Consider the following 21,918-nt stretch of genomic DNA (forward strand, 5'->3'; position numbering starts at 1 on the left):
TTCTCTGATGATTAACGCTTAACCGTCAGCTTCAACGCTTCATAACGGTTATATACGTTTTGATGAATGGGATGCTCCCCAGGCAGACCCGTGTACGTTTCAATAGCATGATGAATGCCGTGTTCGGCAATTAAAGCCTGAATGGCCGCAGCTTCCTGATCTTCGGGATAGTCGAACAACAGCGCGGCGGCCATCCCGGCAGCCAGATGCGGCACCTCCATGCCCAGCTCATGCGCCAAGAGCGCCGGACGAACGAGCCTATCATTCGGGGACAACTTGCGGATCGGCGAACGCCCGACCCGTACGACCTCGTCATCGATATACGGATTCGTGAAGCGATCCATAATTTTAGCCGCATAGGTCTCATGTTCCTTTGCGTCAAATCCGAATTTGCGCACCAGCATGGCGCCTGTTTCTTGCAGAACGGACGCTACCTCCGCCCGGATCGCCTCGCTGCTCATCGCTTCCTGAATCGTGGAGCAGCCTGCAAGATAGCCGTGATAGGCCGCGCAGCAATGTCCCGTATTGACGGTGAACAGCTTGCGCTCGATATAGGGCTCCAGCTTCTCGACATAATGAACGCCGGCAATTTCCTGAAAGCCGGACGGCATCGCGGACCGGTCGACGACCCATTCGTAGAAAGGCTCGACCGTTACCTGCAGCGGGTCCTCGTGGTGCTGCAGCGGCACGATCCGATCGACGGCCGCATCCGGGAAGGCAACGAGGCCATCCGCCAGCACACGGTCTTCGGGCGTCAGATGCGCATACACCTGTTCCTTAAGCTGGGTGCTGCCGCCGATCGCATTCTCGCACGCAATGACGGGCAACGGCGCGGCGGAAGCGCGCAGCCGGACCCGGATTCCCTGGGCGATAGACGGGGCAATGTGCTTAAGAACCGACACGCCGACCGCCGTCGTCACTAAATCCGCACCTGCGATCGCCTCCGCGACTTGCTCCAGGTTCGTACCGTTAACCGCGGTCACGTTCCGTACAAGCTCGGCATCCGCCTGCGCGTTCGCCAGCGTGACTGTATACTGCCCGCGTTCGCGCAGCAAATCCACGAGCGACGCGTTCACGTCCACGAAGCAAACCTCATAGCCCGCCCGCGACAACAGCAATCCGATGAAACCTCTGCCGATGTTCCCTGCTCCAAAATGAACCGCCCTCATGCGTCCAGCCCACTTTCGAAAATATCGACTAGTTCCGCCTCCGAAGAAGCATTCAAAATTCGCTTCATATCCTCCTCTTCGGACACAAGCATCGCAACGTTCGTTAAAATTTCGAGGTGCTCGTCGCCCGCAGCGGCAATACCGATGATCAGGTTCGCGCGCTCGCCTTCACCGAAGTCGACACCGTCCGGCACGATGACAACCGACAGTCCGGTCGACTTGATCAGCGCCTTAGCCTCATTCGTGCCATGAGGAATCGCCAGACCGCCGCCCATATAGGTAGAGAGCGAGCGCTCGCGTTCGATCATTTTATCCACATATTCGGAAGGCACATGGCCGGCATCGACCAGAAGCTGTCCAGCTATCCGGATCGCCTCATATTTATCGTTCACTTTTACGTTCAGTCTCACTTTATCTTGGGATACAATGCTCATTTCGTCTCTCTCCATTCCATTTTTGTTTGTATAAATTGTTCCAGCTCTTCCGATATCGCGCGGCGAATCGTCTCGGCATCGGCGGTCCCGAGCTGAACGATGAATTCCGGCAGCAGCAGCATGGCGCTAATTTCGCTCAGCACCTCCAGGCTCTCCCGCGGCAATTCCATCGGAGCAAGCATCAGCAATGCTTGCGTCACGGCGTGCCGGCCTTCAGGACCCATATGGACCGGCGGGTTCAGGACAAACAACGCGACAAGCGGCTCCTGCACCGAATCGCTTCGGGTATGCAGCAGGGCCAGCTCCGTTCCCGGAATGACCTGGCTTCCATAGCTTTCCCGGGCCAACAATTGCGAAACCACGGTTTCGATAGGCTCTATGCCGTAAGCCTGCTGAACCACCCTGCAAATGTCCGTAATGACGTCTCGCAGCTCGTAGTTGACACGTTGACCGTCCAGCCGATAAACCTCAAACCGGTCGAGCAGTCGGATCATTTCCTCGACGTAACGTTTCAGCATACGCAACCGGTCAACGGTACCACCCGCTTGGAGAATGCCGTCCTGCTCCGAGGACGGTCTTTCGATGAGAATCGTTTGAATAAATTTTCTCAGTCGTTCCGTCTCGTCCGCCGTAAGCAGCGGACTCAGTTTGATGTACTGGTCGGCTTCCACGGGGAGATCAACGGTCGAGATAATCAGATCGTAATCCTCTTTCGGTCGATGAGCCGCCTCGAACCAGGAAGCGTGTCCGACAATGTCGATCTGCGGGAGCTCTTTCGTAATTCGTGCCGCCAGCAGCTTGGACGAACCGATACCGCTGGTACATACGATCAGCGCCCGGACATGACGGGAGAATTGCTTGGCACGTTCCAGAGCCGCTCCGAAATGCATGACCAGATAACCGATTTCCTCGTCGGGAATTTGAAGTCCCCGAATCGTCCGGTCAACCACTTGGCGGACCGTGAGGAATAGCGATTCGAAGTCTCGCTTGATTTGGGAGAGCAGCGGATTGCGAATGGCTTCGCCCTGCTCGATTCGCTCCAGCGCCGGCTTCAAATGATGCAGCAGGCCTTCCACCAGCGAACGATCGGAAAGCAGCGGGACCTTGATGCGCTCCTCGACGAAACGAATCAGATTCACGACGGTTTCCACCATATCCATATCGTCTTGAAGCAGCAGCTCTTGAGACGGAGTCCCCTTCCAGAAGGAAAGCAAATCCGCGAAATACCCGGACTCTTCAGGGGACAAGTCCAGCTCCAGCAATTCGGCGAATAGCGCCAGTCTGCTATGCGTTTCCCGGTCTGCTTGCGATTTGGCACTATATTCTCCGGGTTTGATGCACCGGCCCTGACGCACGCGCGTTATGGCGACGGACAGCCGAATAAGCAGCTCCGTGTAAGCCGCCTCCGACAACTGCGTAGGCCACTGCTCCTCCAACTGCCAAACCGCCTGCTCGACCCTGAAAAAGCTGCTCTTTCCGATCATCTCCAGCAGCTTGCGCGTAACCGGATGCGGGGAAGGATTGCCGGGCTTGCCAAATAGGTCGGAGTCGTCCAGACGGTCTCTGGCGAGCCTGGCAATCACAGATCGCTTGGCCGGTTCCGGCCCGACCAGCTGGATGCCGTATCCTCTTCTTCGCACCAACGTCAAGCCTTCTTTGCTCAACCCGTCTTCGTGTTCGTCCAAATCCGCGCTGATCGTAGGCTCGGTAACATGCAGCTCATGCGACAGCGTGAACAGCTTGATCGGTTCGACGGAATCGAGAAGCCGGCACAGGATAAGAACCTTTCGTTCGTCTGCGGTGTGGGCATCGGTATCCAATCGGAGAAGCCGCCGTGAAAGGGCCTCTAGCTGACCGGGCTCCGCCTGAAGCTGGATGCCGACCCCGGACTTCTTGGATAGCGTCAGTCCTTCGGCCAGCAAAATCGATTCGATTTCCGGAAGCTCGCGATGAACGGTCCGGGTGCTCACTTTAATGGCATCGGCGATTTCACCGGCGGTAATTTCACCTTGTCTGCTGAGCAGCAGCTCTAATATTTGTCGCTGTCGATTGGACACCTTCCGCATAGGCTGAATCATCCCTGCTTACAAGAAATGGGCTTGACGCCGACGAAATTTTTCGCCAGCGTCAAATTAAACTTTATTCACCTAATCTGTTAATCAATGAATCGTATTCCGGGCTTTTCAGAAAGTCGTCGATCGAAATATGCTCCGCCTTGGGCGCGACCAATTTGGCCCGTTCCGTCAACGATTTGTGGGTGATGACGATATCCGCATCCTGCGGAATTTCGCTGATCGCCGTATTGGTTACCGTGACCGGGATACCGGCTTTATTTATTTTTTTCCGCAGGATCGACGCACCCATAGCGCTGGAGCCCATTCCGGCATCGCAGGCGAAGACGATTTTCTGAACTTCGGACTTCGCTTTCACAACGGTTGTTGTGCCTGCCGCCGCCGCGGGAGCCGCAGAAGCCGGATTTGCGTCCTTGCCTGCATTTTTCATTTGTTTCATTTGCTCGGTTGCTTGTTCAAGATCACCATCCTGCTCCTTACCGCTCGTCTTCAAGAGCGCCGAAGCGATGAGGAACGAAGCGACCGTTGCCGTCACCACCCCGCTGAGCACCGGGAGCAATCCTCCCTTAGGAGCCATCGCAAGGTAAGCGAATATACTGCCCGGAGAAGGCGTCGCCACAAGTCCCGCACCGAAGATCGAGAACGTATAGCTGCCTACGACACCGCCGGCAATAGCGGCGAGGATCAGTCGCGGATTCATTAGAATGTACGGGAAGTAAATTTCATGAATACCGCCAAGGAAGTGAATGATCGCGGCGCCCGGCGCCGATTGTTTCGCCGAGCCGCGGCCGACGAGCCAGTAGGCCAGCAGAATGCCAAGTCCCGGACCAGGGTTCGATTCCAGCATGAAAATGATCGACTGACCGGTCTTAGCCGCTTGATCCAAGGCGATCGGACCTAATACGCCGTGATTGATCGCATTGTTGAGAAACAGAATCTTACCCGGCTCGATCAAGACGTTCGCCAGCGGAAGCAGCCCGTTGTTGATCAGGAATTCAACCCCGGCGGCAAGTGTTTTACTGATAGCCTGCACAACAGGTCCGATGCCGGTGTAGGCGACCAACGCAAGCGCGGCGCCGATGATTCCCGCCGAGAAGTTGTTGACCAGCATCTCAAACCCTGAACGGATTTTGCCTTCGATCGATTTATCGAACTTCTTCAGAACCCAAGCCGCCGCAGGTCCGACGATCATGGCGCCCATAAACATCGGAATATCCGCTCCGACGACGACGCCCATCGTGGCCACCGCGCCAATGACGCCGCCGCGCGTACCGTGAATCATCGTTCCGCCGGTATAACCGATCAACAGCGGCAGCAAGTACGTAATCATGGGCCCGACAAGTTTGGCTAAATATTCATTCGGAAACCATCCGGTTGGAATAAACAAGGCGGTAATTAACCCCCATGCGATAAAAGCTCCCATATTCGGCATCACCATTCCGCTCAAGAAACGACCGAAACGCTGCACCGCTACCCGGACCCCCCCGGGAGAAGCTTGTTGTTTGGTGTGCTCGCTCATTAGGTATCCTCCTCACTTCTTTCCTTTGCCTGATCATTATTCCGCAAAGGGTTATGAACTAATCGTAAAGTGTAACGCTTTCAATTTCAATCGAAGGAAAAGGAGGTTTCGTCATCATCGCTGATGACAACTTTTAAGGAGCCCGGCGCGTCAAAAAAGCCCGCCCTCGCTCTAAAGCGAAAAGCGGACTTTGGGGTTATCGCTCGATCCGTTCGAGCAGTTCCGGTACAATGTTCGGCGGTTGCTCGCCATGAAGCGCTGCCACGAGATTGCGTGCGGCGAGCATGGCCATATCGAGACGGGTGGCGGCCGTCGCCGAACCGATATGCGGCAGCGTGACGACGTTCGGCAGCGTGAAGAACGGATGATCCGGCCGAGGAGGCTCCGGATCGAACACATCGAGTCCGGCGCCGCGGATGCTGCCGGATTGAAGCGCATCGAACAGCGCGGCTTCGTCGACGGTCTGGCCGCGTGAAGCGTTGATGAAGAATGCCGTCGGCTTCATCAAATCGAAATGCTCGCGGCGGATCATCCGGGTCGTCTCAGGGGTCAGCGGCGTCATCATGACGACGAAGTCCGAGCGCCGCAGCAGCTCGTCAAGCTCGCAATAAACAGCTTGAAACCGCTCTTCCGCTTCCGGCTTGCGCGAACGGTTATGATAGAGCAGCTGCATGCCGAAGCCGTGCACCGCCCGCTGCGCGATCGCGTCCCCGATGCGGCCCATCCCGATGAGACCGAGCGTGCGATGATGCACGTCGAACCCGAAGAAGTCTTCGTCGGTCAGCCCCTGACCGCGCTGCCAACGTCCCTGCTTCACGAACGCATCCAGCTCGGGAATGCGCCGTGCCGCGGACAGCATGAGCGCAAGCACCAAGTCAGCCACCGTATCGTCCAGCACATAAGGCGTGTGCGTGCCGATCACGCCGCGCGCTCTCATCGCCTCAATATCGAAATGGTTATAGCCGACCGAGATGGTGCTGACAGCGCGCAGCTTCGGCGCGCGATCAAGCAGTTCCTCGTTGATCGGTACGCCGGTCATCAGCAAACCTTCTACTTCGCTTAATTCGGCAAGCAGCTGCTGACGGGAGGCGGTGCCTTGTCCGTCCCACATCCGGCATTCGCAGTGCTCTTGCAAATAGGCCAGAACTTCCGGCGGAACGGGCTTCGATATGTAAACCTTCGGTTTGTTCGACTTCATATATGCACCCTCCCTTTCTGCCCGGAGGCGGAAACCGCAGCCTGGACGGCTTGCTGCTCCGCCGGCAGCACTTCATTCAAGCTGCCTGAACGATAGCCCTTCAAATCGAGCGTGACGTACGCATATCCGATCTCCCGCAGCTTTGCGTGCACCGTCTCGGCAATCGGCAGCAGGGCAGCCAGGTCGGCAGCCGGCACTTCGATGCGGGCCAAATTGTCGTGTTGACGCACCCGCACTTGCCGAAACCCGAGCTGCATGATGAAATCCTCGGCACGGTCGATCATCGACAGCTTCTCCGCCGTGATCAGCTCGCCGTATGGAATTCGCGAAGACAAGCAAGCAAACGAAGGCTTATCCCACGTCTTCAATCCGAAGAGACGCGACATGTGGCGGATTTCGGACTTCAGGATGCCCGCCTCCAGCAGCGGCGCGCGTACGCCCCGTTCATGCGCGGCTTGCAGACCCGGACGGTGCTCGCCGAGATCGTCGGCGATAGCGCCGAAGACGACGTACGGATACCCTTTGGCTTCGGCGATCGGAATCAAGTGATCGAACAGCGAATTTTTGCAAAAATAGCAGCGGTTGGTCGGATTTTCGGCATAGCCGGGGATGTTCAGCTCACTGGTCGGGATGACTTCGTGCGGTGCGCCTAACGATCTGGCGAGCACAATAGCCTCTTCCTTCTCGCGGGCGGGATACGTCTCCGAATCGGCCGTGATCGCAAGAACATTGTCGCTGCCAAGCTCCTCAAGGGCCGCTTTCAGCAGGAATGCGCTATCAACGCCGCCGGAGAAGGCAACGACTACTTTCCCCATGCCGCGCAGTATATCTTTAAGCTTCTCGTATTTCTGATTCATCTGGTTATCGGTGACGCTCATCTGTTCAGCCTCCATAAGTGTGCTTCTCCAAGCATTGCACACGTCTTCCGTCTTACGGTCACCCGAGTGGTCCGCTTTACTTATTATAATCGCTTTTGCAAGAAGAAGAAACGGTTTTTGTATCAAACGGCGGAAACCGCGCTTTCGCGCATGCCTCTACGCACGTCGTTTCCCCCTTTTTTGTTCCATCGAATGGTCTCTCCCGGTCTATGCGGCCGGCTCTTTGGCCGCCTGCCAATTAGAGAATTCGATTCGGGTCTGTTACAATGTTACAAGATAACAAGCTGGTTACATCTCGATCTGATCCTAGCCGAGGGAGTTAGTGCCATGAATGAAATAACGGTAATTCAGCAAAAGCTCGAACAAGCGATCGAAGCGCTTGAAGCCCGTTTTCTTGAACGGGAGGAACTGATTCGCCTGCTGCTGCTTGGTTTGATGGCCGGAGAGAACGCCTTGCTGGTCGGGCCTCCCGGTACGGCCAAATCGCAGCTGGCCCGCGCCGTGGCGCAAGTGTTCGGCGGCGGGCGCTGGTTTGACTACTTGCTCACCCGCTTCACAACGCCGGACGAAATGTTCGGACCGGTATCGCTGCAGCAGCTGAAGCAGGACCAATATGTACGTCAGACGGACGGGTATTTGCCTGCGGTCGACTTTGCCTTTTTGGACGAAATTTTCAAAGCGAACAGCGCCATCCTGAATGCGCTGCTGTCGATTTTAAATGAGCGTATCTTTTTCAACGGACAAGATAAACAGCAGGTACCGCTGCTCTTCCTGATCGCCGCCTCCAACGAGCTGCCGGAAGAGAACGAGCAGCTTGCGGCTTTGTACGACCGTTTTCTATTGCGGTATGAGGTTGAATATTTAAAACAAATGTCCAGCTACGAACGGATGTTCCAGCTGCCGAACGAGCCTTTGCCGTCGCTGCTCACCCTGAGCCAGGTTGAAAAGATCCGCAGCGCCGCGGACCGCGTATCGATTCCGGAACCCATCATCTATATGCTGTATCAGCTCAAGACGGCGATGGAGGACAAGGCGTTCAGACTCTCGGACCGCCGCTGGCGCAAAATCGGACACGTCTGGAAAACGTCCGCCGCCTTGAACGGGCGCGACGCAGTGCAGGTATGGGATACCGTATATACGCCGCACATGCTGTGGGATCACCCGGAGGATTACGGCACGCTGCACGACCTGTTCCAGCAATCGTTCCAAGAGGCCCTGAAAGCGGAAACCGAACGCGAGCTGCCGCTCCGGCGCTACGACCGGATCGCCAAGCATTGGCTCTCGAAGGAAGAAGAGCTGCATGCGTTTCAATTCAAGAAGGAAATCGGCGCCCGGCTCAGCCAGGAGGATCAAGCCAAAGCGAAAGCGAATCTCGAGGAATGCAAGCACGAGCTGGAGGAAACGGCTCGCGAGCTGCAGGGCAAGCTGATCCAGTGGCTGCAGCGCGAGAAGGATTTGCCGGGTTACATTCGCAACCGGAACTTCCTCGTCCTGCAAACCGCGCAATATGCGGTCAAGTACACGCATCTGCGCATCCAGGGCGAACGGACGCTGCAAACGATGCAGGGGCTCTACCGCACCTTGTTCGATCGGGAGCTGCCCGGCATCGATTACGACTACACGCTCTAGGAGACCTGTGAGGAGACGTTATGATCATTCGTTCCACCCGGATAGACCGCTATGTGTTTGACGGTTACGTCACCTCCTCCCGCACCGCGCAAGAATGGATCCGGGAGGCGGAGAAGCGCACCGCCTGGTTCTCGATCGAATTGTTCGCCGACTTTTACATGTGCTTCTATCTGGCCCGCCCTGCCGAGGATGCGCATGCGGAGGCGACGCCTTTCCACCGCTGGCTCGTCCGGGAGCTGCGCAAGCAGCACTTCTACCGCTCCCTTCATCCGCTCACCACCGGGGAAGTGAACGCGGCGTTCAAAACGTCGCTCAAAGCGCTCATGTGGCTCACCTCCTCTTTCGAAGACGAGGTGAAGCGCCGCCTACAGGAGGAGCAGCAGCTGCGGACGATCGGCCTGAGCGAGAAAAACAAGCAGCAGGGCCAGGAGCCCTCGCAGCAGGTGCAGGAGCAGCTGTCGGAGAAGCAGATCGAGAAGCTGCGCCTGGTCGGGTATACGCTCCAGCAGGGCAAGCGGAACGTCGAGGACAAGCAGGCCGCCCTCGACGCCAGGCCTCTCGTCGCCTCGGAGATCGAGGCGCTTGCCAGCCGCGTCCGCTCGCTGCAGGAGGAGATGCGCACCGATTTCCTGCGCCGGGACAAGCTGCGTACGAAGCTGGCCAAGGCCGAACAGGAGCTGAAGCACGCGGAGAAACAGCTGGAGCGGCTGCGCAGGAAGGAGCAGGAAACGTTCAAGCAGCTTGAAGAGCAGCTCGGCTCGTGGTTGAATGAAGCGCTTCGGGCCTCGCTCGGCAGCGAGCAGACCGAGACGCTGGCGCTTGCGGACTTGCTCCAGGCCAGCCAGCGTGTGGCGAACCGCCGCTGGGGGAGCGATCTGGGACGGCTGCAGCGGCAGCCGTATGCCCGTTTTCTGGAATGGATCGAGAAGCTGAAGCGGTATCCCGACCTGGTTGCGTTCATGCAGGAGGTGGGCCGTCAGGTGCAGCAGTTCAAAGCTGTCCGAAAAAAGGTGCATGCCCCCCGTATCCCCGAAAGCTACGACGATTTGCGCCAATCCGGCGACATCGCCCGCATGCTGCCTTCCGAAGCGAGCCTTCTGGCCGATCCGGATTACGAGGCGTATTTCATGGTGAAATGGCTGGAGCGCAAGCTGCTCAGCTACAACATTGCCGGTAAGTCCGAGGAGCCCGAGAAAGGTCCCGTCATCTGCATGCTTGACACGTCGCACTCGATGCGCGGCGCCAAGCTTCGGGTTGCGCAGCTGTTCGTCGCCACGTTCGCGGCGTTCGCCATGCTCGAGAAGCGCGACTTCCTGCTGATGATCTTCGGCGCCCGCGGCGAGCTGCTCGAGCATCCGCTCTACTGGAACAAGCCGAACTGGGCGGCGTTCTATGCGTTGACGCAGCTCGCCTTCGGCGGCGGCACCCACTTCGATGCGCCGATCCGCCGCGGCATCGAAATCGTCGCTTCGCAGCCGCGCTACCATGACGCCGACTTCGTCATGGTGACCGACGGCGTCGGCGCCGTCTCTCCGCCGGTGCGCGATGCGCTGGCGTCGCTCGGACAAGCGAAGCAGGTGCGGCTGCACACGCTGATCGTCGGCAGCGCGCGCCAGCATTTGGCGCAGCGCTACGACATCGCCGGCGTGTCACACCAAGTGCGCTTCGCCGCGACTTGGGAAACGCAGCAGCAGCATGACCTGCTGCTGGATGTATTCAAGGCGCGGCGTACGGGCCGGGCTGCGCCCCAATAGAACAAGGCTGTCTCCCCTGCCGGCGCAGGGAGACAGCCTTGTTGGTTTAATATGGCAGGACGGCTTCGCGGCCTTCCTCCTCTACCTTTTGCCGCAGGCGCTGGACCAGCGATTCCAATGATTCCGGCAGCAACAGCTCGACCGGAGAGATCCCCTGGTCGAACTGCAGCGCTTCGGCTTCCAGCAGCACGACATACCGGTCGCCCAGCTTCGCAATATGCAGCCGGTCTCCGTAGTCGGCAAGCAGCGCGCGCACGGACATGTGCCCAAGCTTGATTTTCATATCAAGATCCGGCTTTTGCTCCACCATAATCGATGTCGCCTCCATCACTTGCGCCGCTTCCCATTTTTCCTGCAGCTCGCGTTTCTCGCTGTGGGCCCACAGCTCCATTTCTTCCATTTCCCGTTCCTTTGCCTCAACGTTATCCTCGTACACCTGCTCGACATACTGCTGCACAAAGCCAAGCACCTGCTCGTTCATCAGTTCGGGAACGGACTTCTCGTACTCGACAAACTTTAAAAAATCTTCGAAATACCGCGCGTGCGAAGACTGGTGAATTTTCAGCTCCCAGTGGTCCATCATGCCCGGCTCCGGCATATGCGGATACATGATCGACTTCATGTTTTTGGCGTTGATGGCCATTTCCACCCGGTTCAGCAAACTGCGCTCGTCCGTAATGCGGGCGATTTTCTGCTCAAAGTCGCATTTGAACACGAACAGAAACGGCTCATCGAACAGCTGGCTGTACCGCGCCCGCACGACGAACATCGCGCCGCCCCGTATTGCGCTCGCATCCATATAAGTGGTCACGAGCTCGTCCGCATGGCCCATGAACGCATCGATCGATTCGGCCATACGCAATCTCGCGAATAAATTGTAGTTCGGGTTGCTGTCCAGCTCGTAGCCCGGTTCCACGATAAAGCGCCCGATTTTGGTCGGAACCTGCTCGGCTTTCGGATGCCGTTCCGCTTTCCGCTTGGCCGTCTTCCCGAATTCGCCGTCCAGAAAGTCGCTCAGCTCGCTTACGGCATAATCCTCGGCATCCATCGTGATGAAATGCTTGCTCCGCTTGCCCCCCTGCCCGTCTTCCCCATCCACCTGAATGACAAAAAATGAAATATAATCAACGTCAAATTTCATGCGTTGTTCCCGCCTTCCTCTACCATTCCAATCCACCTATAAGAAAAGACCGAATTTTAGTATACAACAGAGCGGCCTGTTGTCTCTAGTGGAAATGAGATGCGTGCCTCTGGGCACACCGCATGCCAAAAAACGCATCCGCTTCCGTTGGAAGCGAATGCGTTCATCGTCACGCGCGCCGAACGCGCGGCTTATCCGGCCGAGATGACCCCGCAGGCGACGCGAGCGCCGGCATTGCCCGAAGGCCCCGTTTTGTTATCGTCCGCTTTCTCATGAATGATCAGCGCCGTACCGCCCGCTTTGGATACCGAGTTCGGCTTATCCTTCTCCAGCGTCAGCGACTTGGCCACCACCTCCGCTTTCACGACGCCCTGCTGATCTGCCACAAGGTTCGGCAAATCGCCGGCATGTGGTCCTGATGAGCTTTCCAGCCCATGCGCGTGACCGTCCGGATTGAAATGACCGCCTGCCGTCGTGAAGTCCGGTGCGGCGCATGCGCCGGTTTCATGGACATGAAACCCGTGCTCGCCCGGGGTTAATCCGCTGGCCTCCAGCCGAATCCGCAAGCCTTCGGCGGTTTGGGTCAGCGTCGCCGTGCCGACCGTTGTTCCTTTCGTGCCGATCATATTGATGCTGACCGGCTTGGCTTCTTTCGCCATGACGGCCGTACTGTCGTCCGGCTGCTGTGTCTCATGCCCGTGCCTGGCTTTGGCGTCAGCACCGATCCAAGGCACGGATAAACGTTCGCAGCCGCTGGCGATCAGCATCGTTACGACCGCAATGCACAACCCTAACATCGATTTGTTCATTCTTCATTTCTCCTTAGGTTCCAATGTTCCATCGTTCATTGTTACCGTTTCGGAGGAAGTTTAAACCGTTATCCCTGGCGGGCCGGCTTGAAATCTTTGCGCCGCTGGCCGAGTAGCGTTGCGTACAGGACAAGTACAAAGCCGAGCACCACCGCGAGACATACGAAAATGTTGCTGTAAATCAAGCCGTCCCGCATCCCGAACAGCGGATTGAACCGAATCGACGGGGCGCCAAGATCCAGCGTTTTGCCGATCAAAGCGGTTGTCGCCGCTCCCGATATAAAGTTCAACATGGAGAACATCCCCATGCCGACGCCTGCCTGCTCCTTCGATAACGTTCGAGATACCGTGTTGGACATGGCGATTTGCATGAACGTTTGGCCTATGCTGCCGAACACGAGAAACAACGTAATCCAGTATGGCGACAATCCCGCAACCGTAGATAAGGCGAGAAAACAAATCAGAAGCAGCAGAGCCGCCGTGTAGACCAGGAATGAATTGCCCTTCTCGTCGGCCAGCTTCCCGCCCCGCCGGCCCATCAAGGCTGAGGCGATCGCCGCCGGAAACATCGCGAAACCGATGACGGCGGGATTCAGGTGGTTCACGTTCGACAACAGCTGCGGCGTCGTATAAGCAATGCCGAACATAAAGCCCGTCGCCAGAAAAGCGATCAGCAGGCTGAACGTATACGATTTGTTCGCGAACAGCGCTGGATCGACGAAAGGCTCGGCAGCGCTGCGGATGCGGACCACGAACAAGACGAACAAGACGGCGCCGATCGCGGCCAGGCTCCAATCGGACAGCGTTACCGCCAGCAGCAGCGCAGCAACCGTACCCGCGAGCAGAAGTCCGCCGACGAAATCGATGGAGCCGACTTGGCCGCGCTCGTCATCCAGATACTTGCGGTAAAACGGCAGCGTCAGCAGCGACAAAATCGACAGGGCGAACAGCAGCCGCCAGCTCGCCAAACTTGTCACGAAGCCGGATACGATCGGCCCGAGTGCGGCTCCCAGCGACAGTCCGATCGCCGTCGTGCCCAGCGCGCGTCCGCGTTTCTCCGGCGCAAAGTAACGTACCGGAATGATCATCGCCGTTGCAGGGATGACGGAGGCTCCCGTCGCTTGGAGGATCCTTCCTGCGATAATCATCCAAAAATGTGTCGCCGCCAATCCCACAATGGAGCCTAACGTAAAAAAGATAAGGCCGAACGTCAGCAAATCTTTCAACCGGTATTTATCGGCCAGCTTGCCGAAGGTGACGGAGCCGATCGCATACACGATCATATAACTGGTAACAATCCAGCTGACTTGCGAAGCCGACAGCTGAAACTGACGGCTGATTTCCGGCAGCACGACATTAAACATCGATGCATTCATCACAGAAATAATTAAGGTGAACACCAAGACACGGAGCAGCTTTTCCCCGGCCTGTTGTTTGGTCAACGCATGATCCATAACAGCGCCTCATTTCGTTTGTTTGATTCCTCGCTTCATAAAGTAAAGATATGAACTTTTTTCGAGTTATAAATCTCATTATCGTTCTTTTTTTATACTTCGTCAAAATAAATGTATATGAAAATCTTTCACTTTCCGCTGCTTGGACGCTTGACCAACCTGCTTCCTTTGGCTCAATAGCGCACCGGAGCTCCGCTAATACAGGTACACTCGGAACGCGCAGACTGAAAAGAGCAGGTCAAGACGACCTGCTCTTCTCACAGCAACCTGTTTCCTTGCCGGAACGTACACTAGCGCTTGTTCTTGCAGCTTACTCGTTCCCTTAAGCATCTAAGCATCTCTGCGGCGTTACTTCCGGCGAAACGGATTTCGCCATTCCATCAGCATCGCATAGTTGCGCGACTCGTCATCCTCCAAATAGTTCGAAACAAGCTTCAACGGCGTGCGGCCGCAGCGCAGCAGGAACGTCATGACCGGGTCCTTCAGCTTGCCTTCCATCACCTGCTCCACATAAGCTTCGGCCGTCATCTGATCGGCGACACGTCCGTAACCGGGAATACGCCCGCCCCCGAGCAGCCGTTCCAGCTTCAAATCAACGACCGTTTCGTACATGGACATCATCAGCCATTTGCCTAAACCCAGCTTGCGGTACGCCGGCCGCGCGCAAATATCGACGATGTACAGCGTGTTGCCGTCCGGCTGATGGTTCCGAATATACCCGCCGTCGGTGATTTCCTCCCAGCTATGATCCGGGTCGCCCGGCTCATAGTTGACGAGAAGTCCGGTAATCGAGGCTGCCAGCTCACCGTCGATCTCGACGCATAGCGCCCCTTGCGGAAACAGCCGCACATGATTGGCAAGCTGCTCGCGGTTCCACCACAGCTCCGACGGGAATGGAGGCGGGAAGCTTTCCTGCTGGATACGAATCAGCCCGTCGAAATCGGCTTCCGTGTAAGAGCGAATGACGGCCTTCACCGGACGGTCTTGGTCGAAGACGTACATTTCCTTACGATACAAGGTTAAGCTCACGCTAGTCACACACCTTCCTATTTCCAATCGGTGTACAAGTCCGTTCTCCTATCGCGCCACGTTGTGACCGAACCTTTTTCCCGCACTTCATACAGCAAGTCCAGATCCAAATCTCCGGTGATCACCATATCGTCGTTGATCTCCCCGACCGTCATGATGCCAGCCGGCGGGAACGGCACATCGTTCGGCGTGATGATCGCAGCTTGCCCGTAATTGCCGCGCATGAAATCAACCGTTGGCAGCGAGCCGACGGTGCCGGTCGTCACGACGTACACCTGGTTCTCGATCGCGCGGGCGTGACACGTATATCGAACCCGGTGAAAGCCGTGCCGGTCGTCCGTGCACGAAGGGCAGAAGATGACATCCGCCCCGCGGGCTTTCGCCATTCGCACGATTTCCGGGAACTCGATATCGTAACAAATGAGCAGCGCGATCCGCCCTTTATCCGTGTCAAATACCTGCAGACCGTCTCCGGCGCCCATGGTCCATTCCTTCACTTCCGTCGGCGTGATGTGCAGCTTCCGCTGCGTCTCGATGCGGCCGTCCGGGTAGAACAAATAAGCCGCGTTGTACAGCTTGCCGTTCTCCTCGATAATATGCGTACCGCCGATCAAATGCATACCCGTGTTCCGGGCCAGCCCGGCGAATAACGCCTCGTAACGCTCAGTGAAACCCGGCAGGGCTGTAATCGGCAGCGCCTGTTCCTTCCTGTCCGGTTGTCCGATCGACAGCAGCTGCGTGGTGAACAGCTCAGGAAACAACACGAAATCGGCATCGAACTCGGCGGCCGTTTTCACATAATGCTCCACCTGGGCGGCAAACTCCTCAAAACTTCCAATCGTATGTAGATGATACTGTACGGCAGATACTCTAAGCTTCATGCGAATGCTCCCTCTCTTCATTAGTAGGTTCTTCCGATGCGGTTTCCTCAATCGGATCGAAAAACAAGATATGCGGCTTCTTCACGCACCAGGTCGTCATGGAGCGCAGGTCTTCGACCTGCACCGTTTTGATTGGTTCGACGAATACGCCATGCATTTTCTCCGTCCACCGGTGCAGCGTCTCCGAATCGACCAAGTAACGTTCGCTTCCATCGGGCAGCTTGTACCGCCTGTTTCCGAGCGGCTCGACCCGGCCCTCGATCCCGATCTTCGACGCCAGCCGCGCGAACAGCAGTCCGCCCGGCTTCAGCACCCGCCACAGCTCCGATACCATTTGTCCATAGTGAGCGTCATTCTCGGCAAAATGCAAGACGGCACAAGCAATGACCACATCGAACGTATCGTTGGCAAAGCTCATTTTCTCAATCGGTTCGATCCGAAACCGATCCTCACTCAGCGTCGGGGCCAGCTCCGACGCCGTTCGCCGCAAGCTTCGGACCGCCTTCTCCGCACGATCCACCCCGTACACGTCATATCCTTCGCGCAGGAAATAGACGAGATTGCGCCCGTCCCCGCATCCGGCATCCAATATGCGCATCCCGGGAGCTATACGGCCTTTCAACAATTGATCGAACAAATAAATATCGATCGGACCAAACTGTTCCCTCGGATTCATGCCCCCAGCTTCACTCGCTTCCCAAACAACCCCTTGTTCGAGTATTATATCATCCAGCGCACCGTAACTCCAAAAATGAAAAAAAACGAACTAACCATGACCGAAAATGTCATAGTTATACGTTATGCTTGGTTTGTACATAATCCAACCACCCCTGCCGTTAAGGAGAGATTTCTATGATACCTCAAATTCAAAGCAAACCGTCCCTGTACGTTGTCGGTATTAAACAGACGCACCGCCTGACGGAAGGCGCTCCGATTCCGACCATTGCCGAACAATGGGGCGTCTTCGCGTCGAGACGGCATGAAATTGAAGGCCACGGCCCCGTCACGCTAGGGCTGTCGCTCTGTGCCGATCCCTTTAGGGGAACGATAGATTATGTGGCCGGGGCGCTTGTCTCACGGCTTCCAGACGCCGTTCCGGACGGCCTCGAGGCGTTGGAGCTGGAGCCGCACACGTATGCCGTCTTCACCCATCGCGGACCGGTAGCAGGGCTTGCGGCAACGTACCCGGCCATTTATGCATGGCTCGGGGAGAACGGCGAATATACCCGTGCAGCCGCACCTGAATTCGAATGGTACGACGAGCGTTACACCGGGGTCGATGCCGAGGACAGCGCCTTCGACATTTACGTTCCCGTGTTGAACGTCGGTTAGTCTTTTACGTTATACACACGCATCAGTTCGGACAGCGCCTGCCGAATCAAATGAACGAACTCGGCAGGCCGCTCAACGACGACGTCCGCTCCCAAAGTGAGGAAATACCGGGCAAAATAATCCGCTTCGTTCGGTTCGATGAGCAGCTGCAGCCTGCCTTCTCCGTTCTCGTCCACCTGCAGCTCTTGTTGAAACCACGACTCCCAGCGGCACCGCCGCACCCCGTTCACCGTAAGCTTCGCTTCGATCTTAAGCTTGCTCATGCTACCGGACGCCGTCCCCTCTCTCCTCTCATCCGGCGGCATGAACCATTGATTGATCGGGAAATCTTGCAGATCGACCGTAGGATGATCCTCGCCCGCCCACACCGCCGACAATACGCGGTCCGCGCGAAACAGCAGGTACTTGCTTTTGAGAAAGCAGTAAGCCGGACAATACCAATATCCGTTGTGTGAATAAACGCCGATCGGTTGAATCGACCGTTCCTTCGCGCCATCGCGCGAATCGTAATGGATGCGCAGCGGACGCTGCTGCAGCGCGGCATCCAGCAACAACTGCAAATAAGGTACGGGGGCCTGACGCTTCGGCGTCCAGAAGATGACCCGCCGCTTCATTTTATCAATCTTCTGTTTCGTGTCGTCGGGCAAGTAATAATAAAATTTAGTAAGCGCCGTCACCGCTTCCTCGCTGAACGGGAGCGCGCCGTAATGCTGCAGCGACTGGTAGGCGAAGAACATCGCCACCGCCTCCTGCTCCGAGAACATGATCGGCGGCAGCAGCCGTTCGTTCAACACCCGGTAGCCGCCGTGCGGACCGTATTCGGCATACAACGGTAAGCCGAGATCGTCCAACACCTGCAAATCCCGCATTATCGTCCGCGAAGAAACTTGAAACTCTTCTGCCAACTCGCGAACCGTAAACTTCCGTTTTTTATTGACGGCAATCATTAACTCGAGCAGTCTCTTGGATTTGGACACCCGGGCGCCTCCATTCACATCGAGCGATTCGTCCCCATCGACGATTCTCTTCATTATACATGATAACTATGACAAGTTCTGTCAGTCTTATCTCAAGAAAGTTAGCGGACTTCCTGAAAATATGTTACAACTGAGAGGAACAAGAACAGCCGCTTGCCTCTTTACGGTTGAAAGGAGTCCTTATGAAATCATTGGTATTAGCCGAGAAGCCGAGCGTCGCCAAGGAGATTGCGCGGGTGCTGGGCTGCGGGCAAAAGCATAAGCATTACTACGAAGGCGCCGGTTACGTTGTCACTTGGGCGCTCGGTCACTTAGTGACGCTAGCAGAGCCGGAGGATTACGATCCGAGCTATAAGGAATGGCGGCTTGAGGATTTGCCGCTCATCCCGAGGCAAATGAAACTGAAAGTGATCCGTGAGACGACGCCTCAATTCAAGGCGATAGCCAGCCTTGCGAAACGCAGCGATCTTGGCCAGCTTATTATAGCTACCGATGCCGGCCGTGAAGGCGAGCTCGTCGCCCGCTGGATCATGGAGCTGGTTCGCTGGAACAAGCCGTTCCAACGGCTTTGGATATCGTCGCAGACGGACAAGGCGATTCGCGACGGCTTCGCGTCGTTGAAGCCGGGTACGGCCTACGATCCGCTGTACCGGTCCGCCGTCTGTCGGGCGGAAGCGGATTGGCTGATCGGCTTAAATCTGACGCGTGCGCTTACCTGCAAGCATAACGCCCAGCTCGCCGCCGGCCGGGTACAGACGCCGACGCTCGCCATGATGATGGAACGCGAGAAGCAAATCAAATCGTTCCAAGCCAAAGATTATTGGCTCCTGCGGGCCGACTTCGGCTCCTTCCAAGCGACATGGCGCAGCTCGGCCCACCCTGACGGCCGATTGTTCGAAAAAGCCGCGGCCGAGGCGCTGCTCGCCAAGCTGAACCGCACCCAAGCGGCGCAGGTGAGCCAGCTGAAAATGACGGAGAAGCAGGAGCCTCATCCGCTTGCCTACGACTTGACGGAGCTGCAGCGGGACGCAAATAAACGGTATGGCTTCACGGCGAAGCAGACGTCGAACGTGCTCCAACGTTTGTACGAGCAGCACAAGCTTGTCACCTACCCGCGAACGGATTCCCGCTTCCTTTCCACCGACATCGTACCGACGCTGCCGGGCCGTCTGAAATCGCTTCAGGTACAACCTTACCTCGGCCTGGTCAAGCCGCTGCTGGCGAAGCCTTTACCGGTCACCAAGCGGATCGCCGACGATTCGAAGGTGACCGATCACCATGCGATCATCCCAACCGATGAACGCCCGCAGCTGAACAACTTAAGCGCCGATGAGCGAAAATTGTACGACCTGATCGTCAAACGGTTCATCTCGCTGTTCTACCCGGCTTACCGCTACGATGAAACGGCTGTCGTCATCGAGCTTGGCGGCGAAGCTTTTCATGCGAAGGGGCGCGTCGTCCGCGACAAAGGATGGCGCAGCATGTACGAGGAGGCGGCCTGGTCCCACTCGGCGGATGACGAGGAAAGCGACGACCGGGATGCCGCCGACGGCTCGAACGCGGTCCAGACGCTGCCTGCGCTGCAAAAAGGGATGGCGCTGAACAACGTCCGCCTGTCCTTGCATAAGCAAATGACCAAACCGCCTTCCCGGTATACGGAAGCAGGACTGCTTTCCATCATGGAAAAGCATGGGCTCGGGACGCCGGCCACGCGAGCCGATATTATCGAGAAGCTGTTGTCGACCGATACGATCGAACGGCGGATGAATACGCTGCAGCCGACGGGCAAAGGCGCTCAGCTCATGGAGCTCGTGGTGCCGGAGCTGCGTTCGCCGGAATTGACGGCCGCCTGGGAGCAGGAGCTGCAGCGCATTTCGACCGGTCAAGGGGATGCGCAGTCGTTCATGAACCGCATCCGGAAGCAAACCGAATCGATCGTACGGGATGTCAAAGCGAGCGAGGCCGAGTACAAGCCGCATAACCTCACCAACTCGCGCTGCCCGGAATGCGGAAAGTCGTTGCAGGAAATCAAAGGCAAACACGGCAAAAGGCTCGTCTGCATCGACCGCGAATGCGGCTACAAGCGTGCCGCGGAAGCGCCGTTATCGAATAAACGGTGTCCGCAATGCCGCAAAAAGATGGAAATTCATACCGGCAAAGCGGGGAAGTACGCGCAGTGCCGGCCTTGCAATGTCGTCGAAATGCTGGGGGATGCCCCCGGCGGCCGAGCAGGGAAGCGGCAGCAATCGAAGCTGGCCGAACAGTACAGCGATAAGGTCTCGCTAGGCTCCAGCCTGGAGGAAGCCCTTCGCGCTGCGATGGAGAAGAAAAAGTAAAGCGGAATCGCAGCCAAAAGCCCCGATCGGAATAATCCGTTTCGGGGCTCTTGGTTTAACCCTTATTCAACTCCGGGAGCACTTGCGCTTGAAAATACCGGCGGAGCTGCTCCTTCTCCGACTCCGTAAACTGGTATTCGCAATCCCTGCCCTCATCCTGCGGCGCGATCTCGACAAGCAAACCGTCCGCTGTGCAAACGAGCAGAGCGCCCAGCTCTTCGATTCCTTCCGGGAGGAGCGACGGATCGATAAGGTCGAAGCTGACGTAAATATCGAACCATTGCTCGTTTCGGCGTTCGAGCGTATGGGACAGGTGTACGAATTGTAATTCTTGTATATCCGTGCTGCCGTATGTCAACATGTACCGTTCCCCTTCACTTTTTGTCCGCGAGCAAATCTTCCAGCGCCATCTCGATAACCGGATACAGGTAATGGAAGTTATGTTTCACGGCAACCGACGGAAAAACCTTCTGCCCCTGCAGCAGCAGCATCGACATCTCGCCGAACAGCATCTTCATCATGAACGCGGGGACCGGGAACAAGTAGGGCTTCTTCAGCTTGGACGCCACCGCCCGGCCGAAGGCATCGTTCGTTACGGCCATCGGCGTCGTCGCGTTGACCGGCCCTTCAATCTCTTCATGCTCGATGCAGAAATCGATTAATCGGCACAAATCGTCGATATGGATCCACGATAACGGCTGTCTTCCCGTACCGATCCGCCCGCCCAGGCCGAATTTGAACGGTGCGATCATCTTCGGGAAAGCGCCTCCGTCTTTGCCGAACACAACGCCTAGCCGCAGCAGCACGACCCGGGTATCCGGAATATGCTCCGCCGCCATCTCCCATTGGTCGACAACGCTCGCCAAGAAATCGTCCTTCTTCCATTCACTCTCTTCGATGAACGTTTCCGAATCGGACGTCCCGTATATGGCTACGCCGGATGCGTTGATCAATACCGGCTTTCGCTCCATCCGCTCGATCCACGATTGCACGCTGGCCACCGAATCGAGCCGCGATTGCAGAATACGGGCCTTCGCCTCTGCCGTCCAGCGCTGATTGATCGTCTCCCCGGCTAAATTGACGATCGCGTCCACGCCTTCAAGGGGCAGCAAGCTCGTCTCGAGCTCCTCCCAAGTCGCATATCGGACGAGCGGATGGTCCGGTTTGCGCTTCTTTCGCGCGACTACGACCACCGACGCCTTCTGCTGAATATAGTATTGGGTCAAGTGACGACCGATAAAACCGGTTCCTCCTGCAATTGCAACTTTCATGTTCATTCCTCCGCATGTGTCCACTACCTTAGGTT

Annotated in this window: 19 protein-coding genes; 4 read left to right on the forward strand and 15 right to left on the reverse strand. The window is 56.9% G+C overall.

Going from position 1 to position 21,918, the window contains the following annotated elements; genetic code table 11:
• Positions 1-11: 11 nt before the first annotated feature.
• The 6 genes from FKP33_RS16715 to larE all read right to left on the reverse strand — a co-directional run bounded on the left by FKP33_RS16715 (position 12) and on the right by larE (position 7,285).
• Positions 12-1,169, reverse strand: a complete 1,158-nt coding sequence (locus FKP33_RS16715) for a mannitol-1-phosphate 5-dehydrogenase (RefSeq protein WP_127605795.1) — start codon at positions 1,167-1,169, stop codon at positions 12-14.
• Positions 1,166-1,603 (reverse strand): PTS mannitol transporter subunit IIA, encoded by a 438-nt coding sequence (locus FKP33_RS16720; RefSeq protein WP_127605793.1) that lies wholly within the window; start codon positions 1,601-1,603, stop codon positions 1,166-1,168. The genes FKP33_RS16715 and FKP33_RS16720 overlap by 4 nt, the downstream gene beginning before the upstream one ends.
• Positions 1,600-3,669 (reverse strand): BglG family transcription antiterminator, encoded by a 2,070-nt coding sequence (locus FKP33_RS16725; RefSeq protein ID WP_164751738.1) that lies wholly within the window; start codon positions 3,667-3,669, stop codon positions 1,600-1,602. Before FKP33_RS16725 ends, FKP33_RS16720 begins: the two co-directional genes overlap by 4 nt.
• A gap of 73 nt (positions 3,670-3,742) precedes the next feature.
• Positions 3,743-5,194: a PTS mannitol transporter subunit IIBC gene (locus FKP33_RS16730; RefSeq protein WP_141335816.1), complete on the reverse strand. Its 1,452-nt coding sequence runs from the start codon at positions 5,192-5,194 to the stop codon at positions 3,743-3,745.
• A 196-nt stretch (positions 5,195-5,390) separates the two neighbouring features.
• Positions 5,391-6,392 carry a 2-hydroxyacid dehydrogenase gene (locus FKP33_RS16735; protein ID WP_127605787.1) on the reverse strand — a complete coding sequence of 334 codons (1,002 nt, stop codon included), beginning with the start codon at positions 6,390-6,392 and terminating at the stop codon, positions 5,391-5,393.
• Positions 6,389-7,285 (reverse strand): ATP-dependent sacrificial sulfur transferase LarE, encoded by an 897-nt coding sequence (gene larE, locus FKP33_RS16740; RefSeq protein WP_244932906.1) that lies wholly within the window; start codon positions 7,283-7,285, stop codon positions 6,389-6,391. Before larE ends, FKP33_RS16735 begins: the two co-directional genes overlap by 4 nt.
• Positions 7,286-7,597: 312 nt before the next feature.
• Here larE and FKP33_RS16745 point away from each other — a divergent pair, with 312 nt between their 5' ends.
• Both FKP33_RS16745 and FKP33_RS16750 read left to right on the forward strand, forming a co-directional pair.
• Positions 7,598-8,899 (forward strand): AAA family ATPase, encoded by a 1,302-nt coding sequence (locus FKP33_RS16745; protein ID WP_054796462.1) that lies wholly within the window; start codon positions 7,598-7,600, stop codon positions 8,897-8,899.
• A 20-nt stretch (positions 8,900-8,919) separates the two neighbouring features.
• Complete coding sequence (locus FKP33_RS16750) at positions 8,920-10,653, forward strand: vWA domain-containing protein (RefSeq protein ID WP_127605786.1); 1,734 nt, start codon at positions 8,920-8,922, stop codon at positions 10,651-10,653.
• A 46-nt stretch (positions 10,654-10,699) separates the two neighbouring features.
• On the opposite strand, the gene FKP33_RS16755 is transcribed toward FKP33_RS16750, so the two are convergent.
• The 6 genes from FKP33_RS16755 to FKP33_RS16780 form a co-directional block, all read right to left on the reverse strand.
• Positions 10,700-11,794: a DUF3900 domain-containing protein gene (locus FKP33_RS16755; RefSeq protein WP_127605784.1), complete on the reverse strand. Its 1,095-nt coding sequence runs from the start codon at positions 11,792-11,794 to the stop codon at positions 10,700-10,702.
• Between the two features lie 191 nt (positions 11,795-11,985).
• A complete protein-coding gene (locus FKP33_RS16760) occupies positions 11,986-12,603 on the reverse strand; it encodes a superoxide dismutase family protein (RefSeq protein WP_054796461.1) in 618 nt (205 codons plus the stop codon).
• A 68-nt stretch (positions 12,604-12,671) separates the two neighbouring features.
• On the reverse strand, positions 12,672-14,057 hold the full coding sequence (locus FKP33_RS16765) for an MFS transporter (RefSeq protein ID WP_141335817.1): 1,386 nt from the start codon (positions 14,055-14,057) through the stop codon (positions 12,672-12,674).
• A 348-nt stretch (positions 14,058-14,405) separates the two neighbouring features.
• Positions 14,406-15,059, reverse strand: coding sequence for a GNAT family N-acetyltransferase (locus FKP33_RS16770; protein ID WP_155614150.1), 654 nt, complete (start codon positions 15,057-15,059; stop codon positions 14,406-14,408).
• A gap of 44 nt (positions 15,060-15,103) precedes the next feature.
• Positions 15,104-15,967, reverse strand: coding sequence for a carbon-nitrogen hydrolase family protein (locus tag FKP33_RS16775; protein WP_127605780.1), 864 nt, complete (start codon positions 15,965-15,967; stop codon positions 15,104-15,106).
• On the reverse strand, positions 15,957-16,643 hold the full coding sequence (locus tag FKP33_RS16780; protein ID WP_054796459.1) for a class I SAM-dependent methyltransferase: 687 nt from the start codon (positions 16,641-16,643) through the stop codon (positions 15,957-15,959). Before FKP33_RS16780 ends, FKP33_RS16775 begins: the two co-directional genes overlap by 11 nt.
• A 176-nt stretch (positions 16,644-16,819) precedes the next feature.
• On the opposite strand from FKP33_RS16780, the gene FKP33_RS16785 reads away from it, so the two are divergent.
• Positions 16,820-17,299 (forward strand): GyrI-like domain-containing protein, encoded by a 480-nt coding sequence (locus FKP33_RS16785; protein WP_141335818.1) that lies wholly within the window; start codon positions 16,820-16,822, stop codon positions 17,297-17,299.
• Here the strand turns inward: FKP33_RS16785 and FKP33_RS16790 are convergent.
• Complete coding sequence (locus FKP33_RS16790; protein WP_127605774.1) at positions 17,296-18,276, reverse strand: helix-turn-helix transcriptional regulator; 981 nt, start codon at positions 18,274-18,276, stop codon at positions 17,296-17,298. The genes FKP33_RS16785 and FKP33_RS16790 overlap by 4 nt on opposite strands.
• A gap of 182 nt (positions 18,277-18,458) precedes the next feature.
• Between FKP33_RS16790 and FKP33_RS16795 the strand changes: the two genes are divergently transcribed.
• Positions 18,459-20,612 (forward strand): DNA topoisomerase III, encoded by a 2,154-nt coding sequence (locus FKP33_RS16795; protein ID WP_141335819.1) that lies wholly within the window; start codon positions 18,459-18,461, stop codon positions 20,610-20,612.
• A gap of 55 nt (positions 20,613-20,667) precedes the next feature.
• On the opposite strand, the gene FKP33_RS16800 is transcribed toward FKP33_RS16795, so the two are convergent.
• Positions 20,668-20,973 carry a hypothetical protein gene (locus FKP33_RS16800; protein ID WP_127605770.1) on the reverse strand — a complete coding sequence of 102 codons (306 nt, stop codon included), beginning with the start codon at positions 20,971-20,973 and terminating at the stop codon, positions 20,668-20,670.
• 13 nt (positions 20,974-20,986) lie between these two features.
• Positions 20,987-21,883: a TIGR01777 family oxidoreductase gene (locus FKP33_RS16805; protein ID WP_141335820.1), complete on the reverse strand. Its 897-nt coding sequence runs from the start codon at positions 21,881-21,883 to the stop codon at positions 20,987-20,989.
• Between the last annotated feature and the right edge of the window lie 35 nt (positions 21,884-21,918).

It is taken from the genome of Paenibacillus sp. tmac-D7 (genome assembly GCF_006519665.1).
Lineage (GTDB): Bacteria > Bacillota > Bacilli > Paenibacillales > NBRC-103111 > Paenibacillus_G > Paenibacillus_G validus.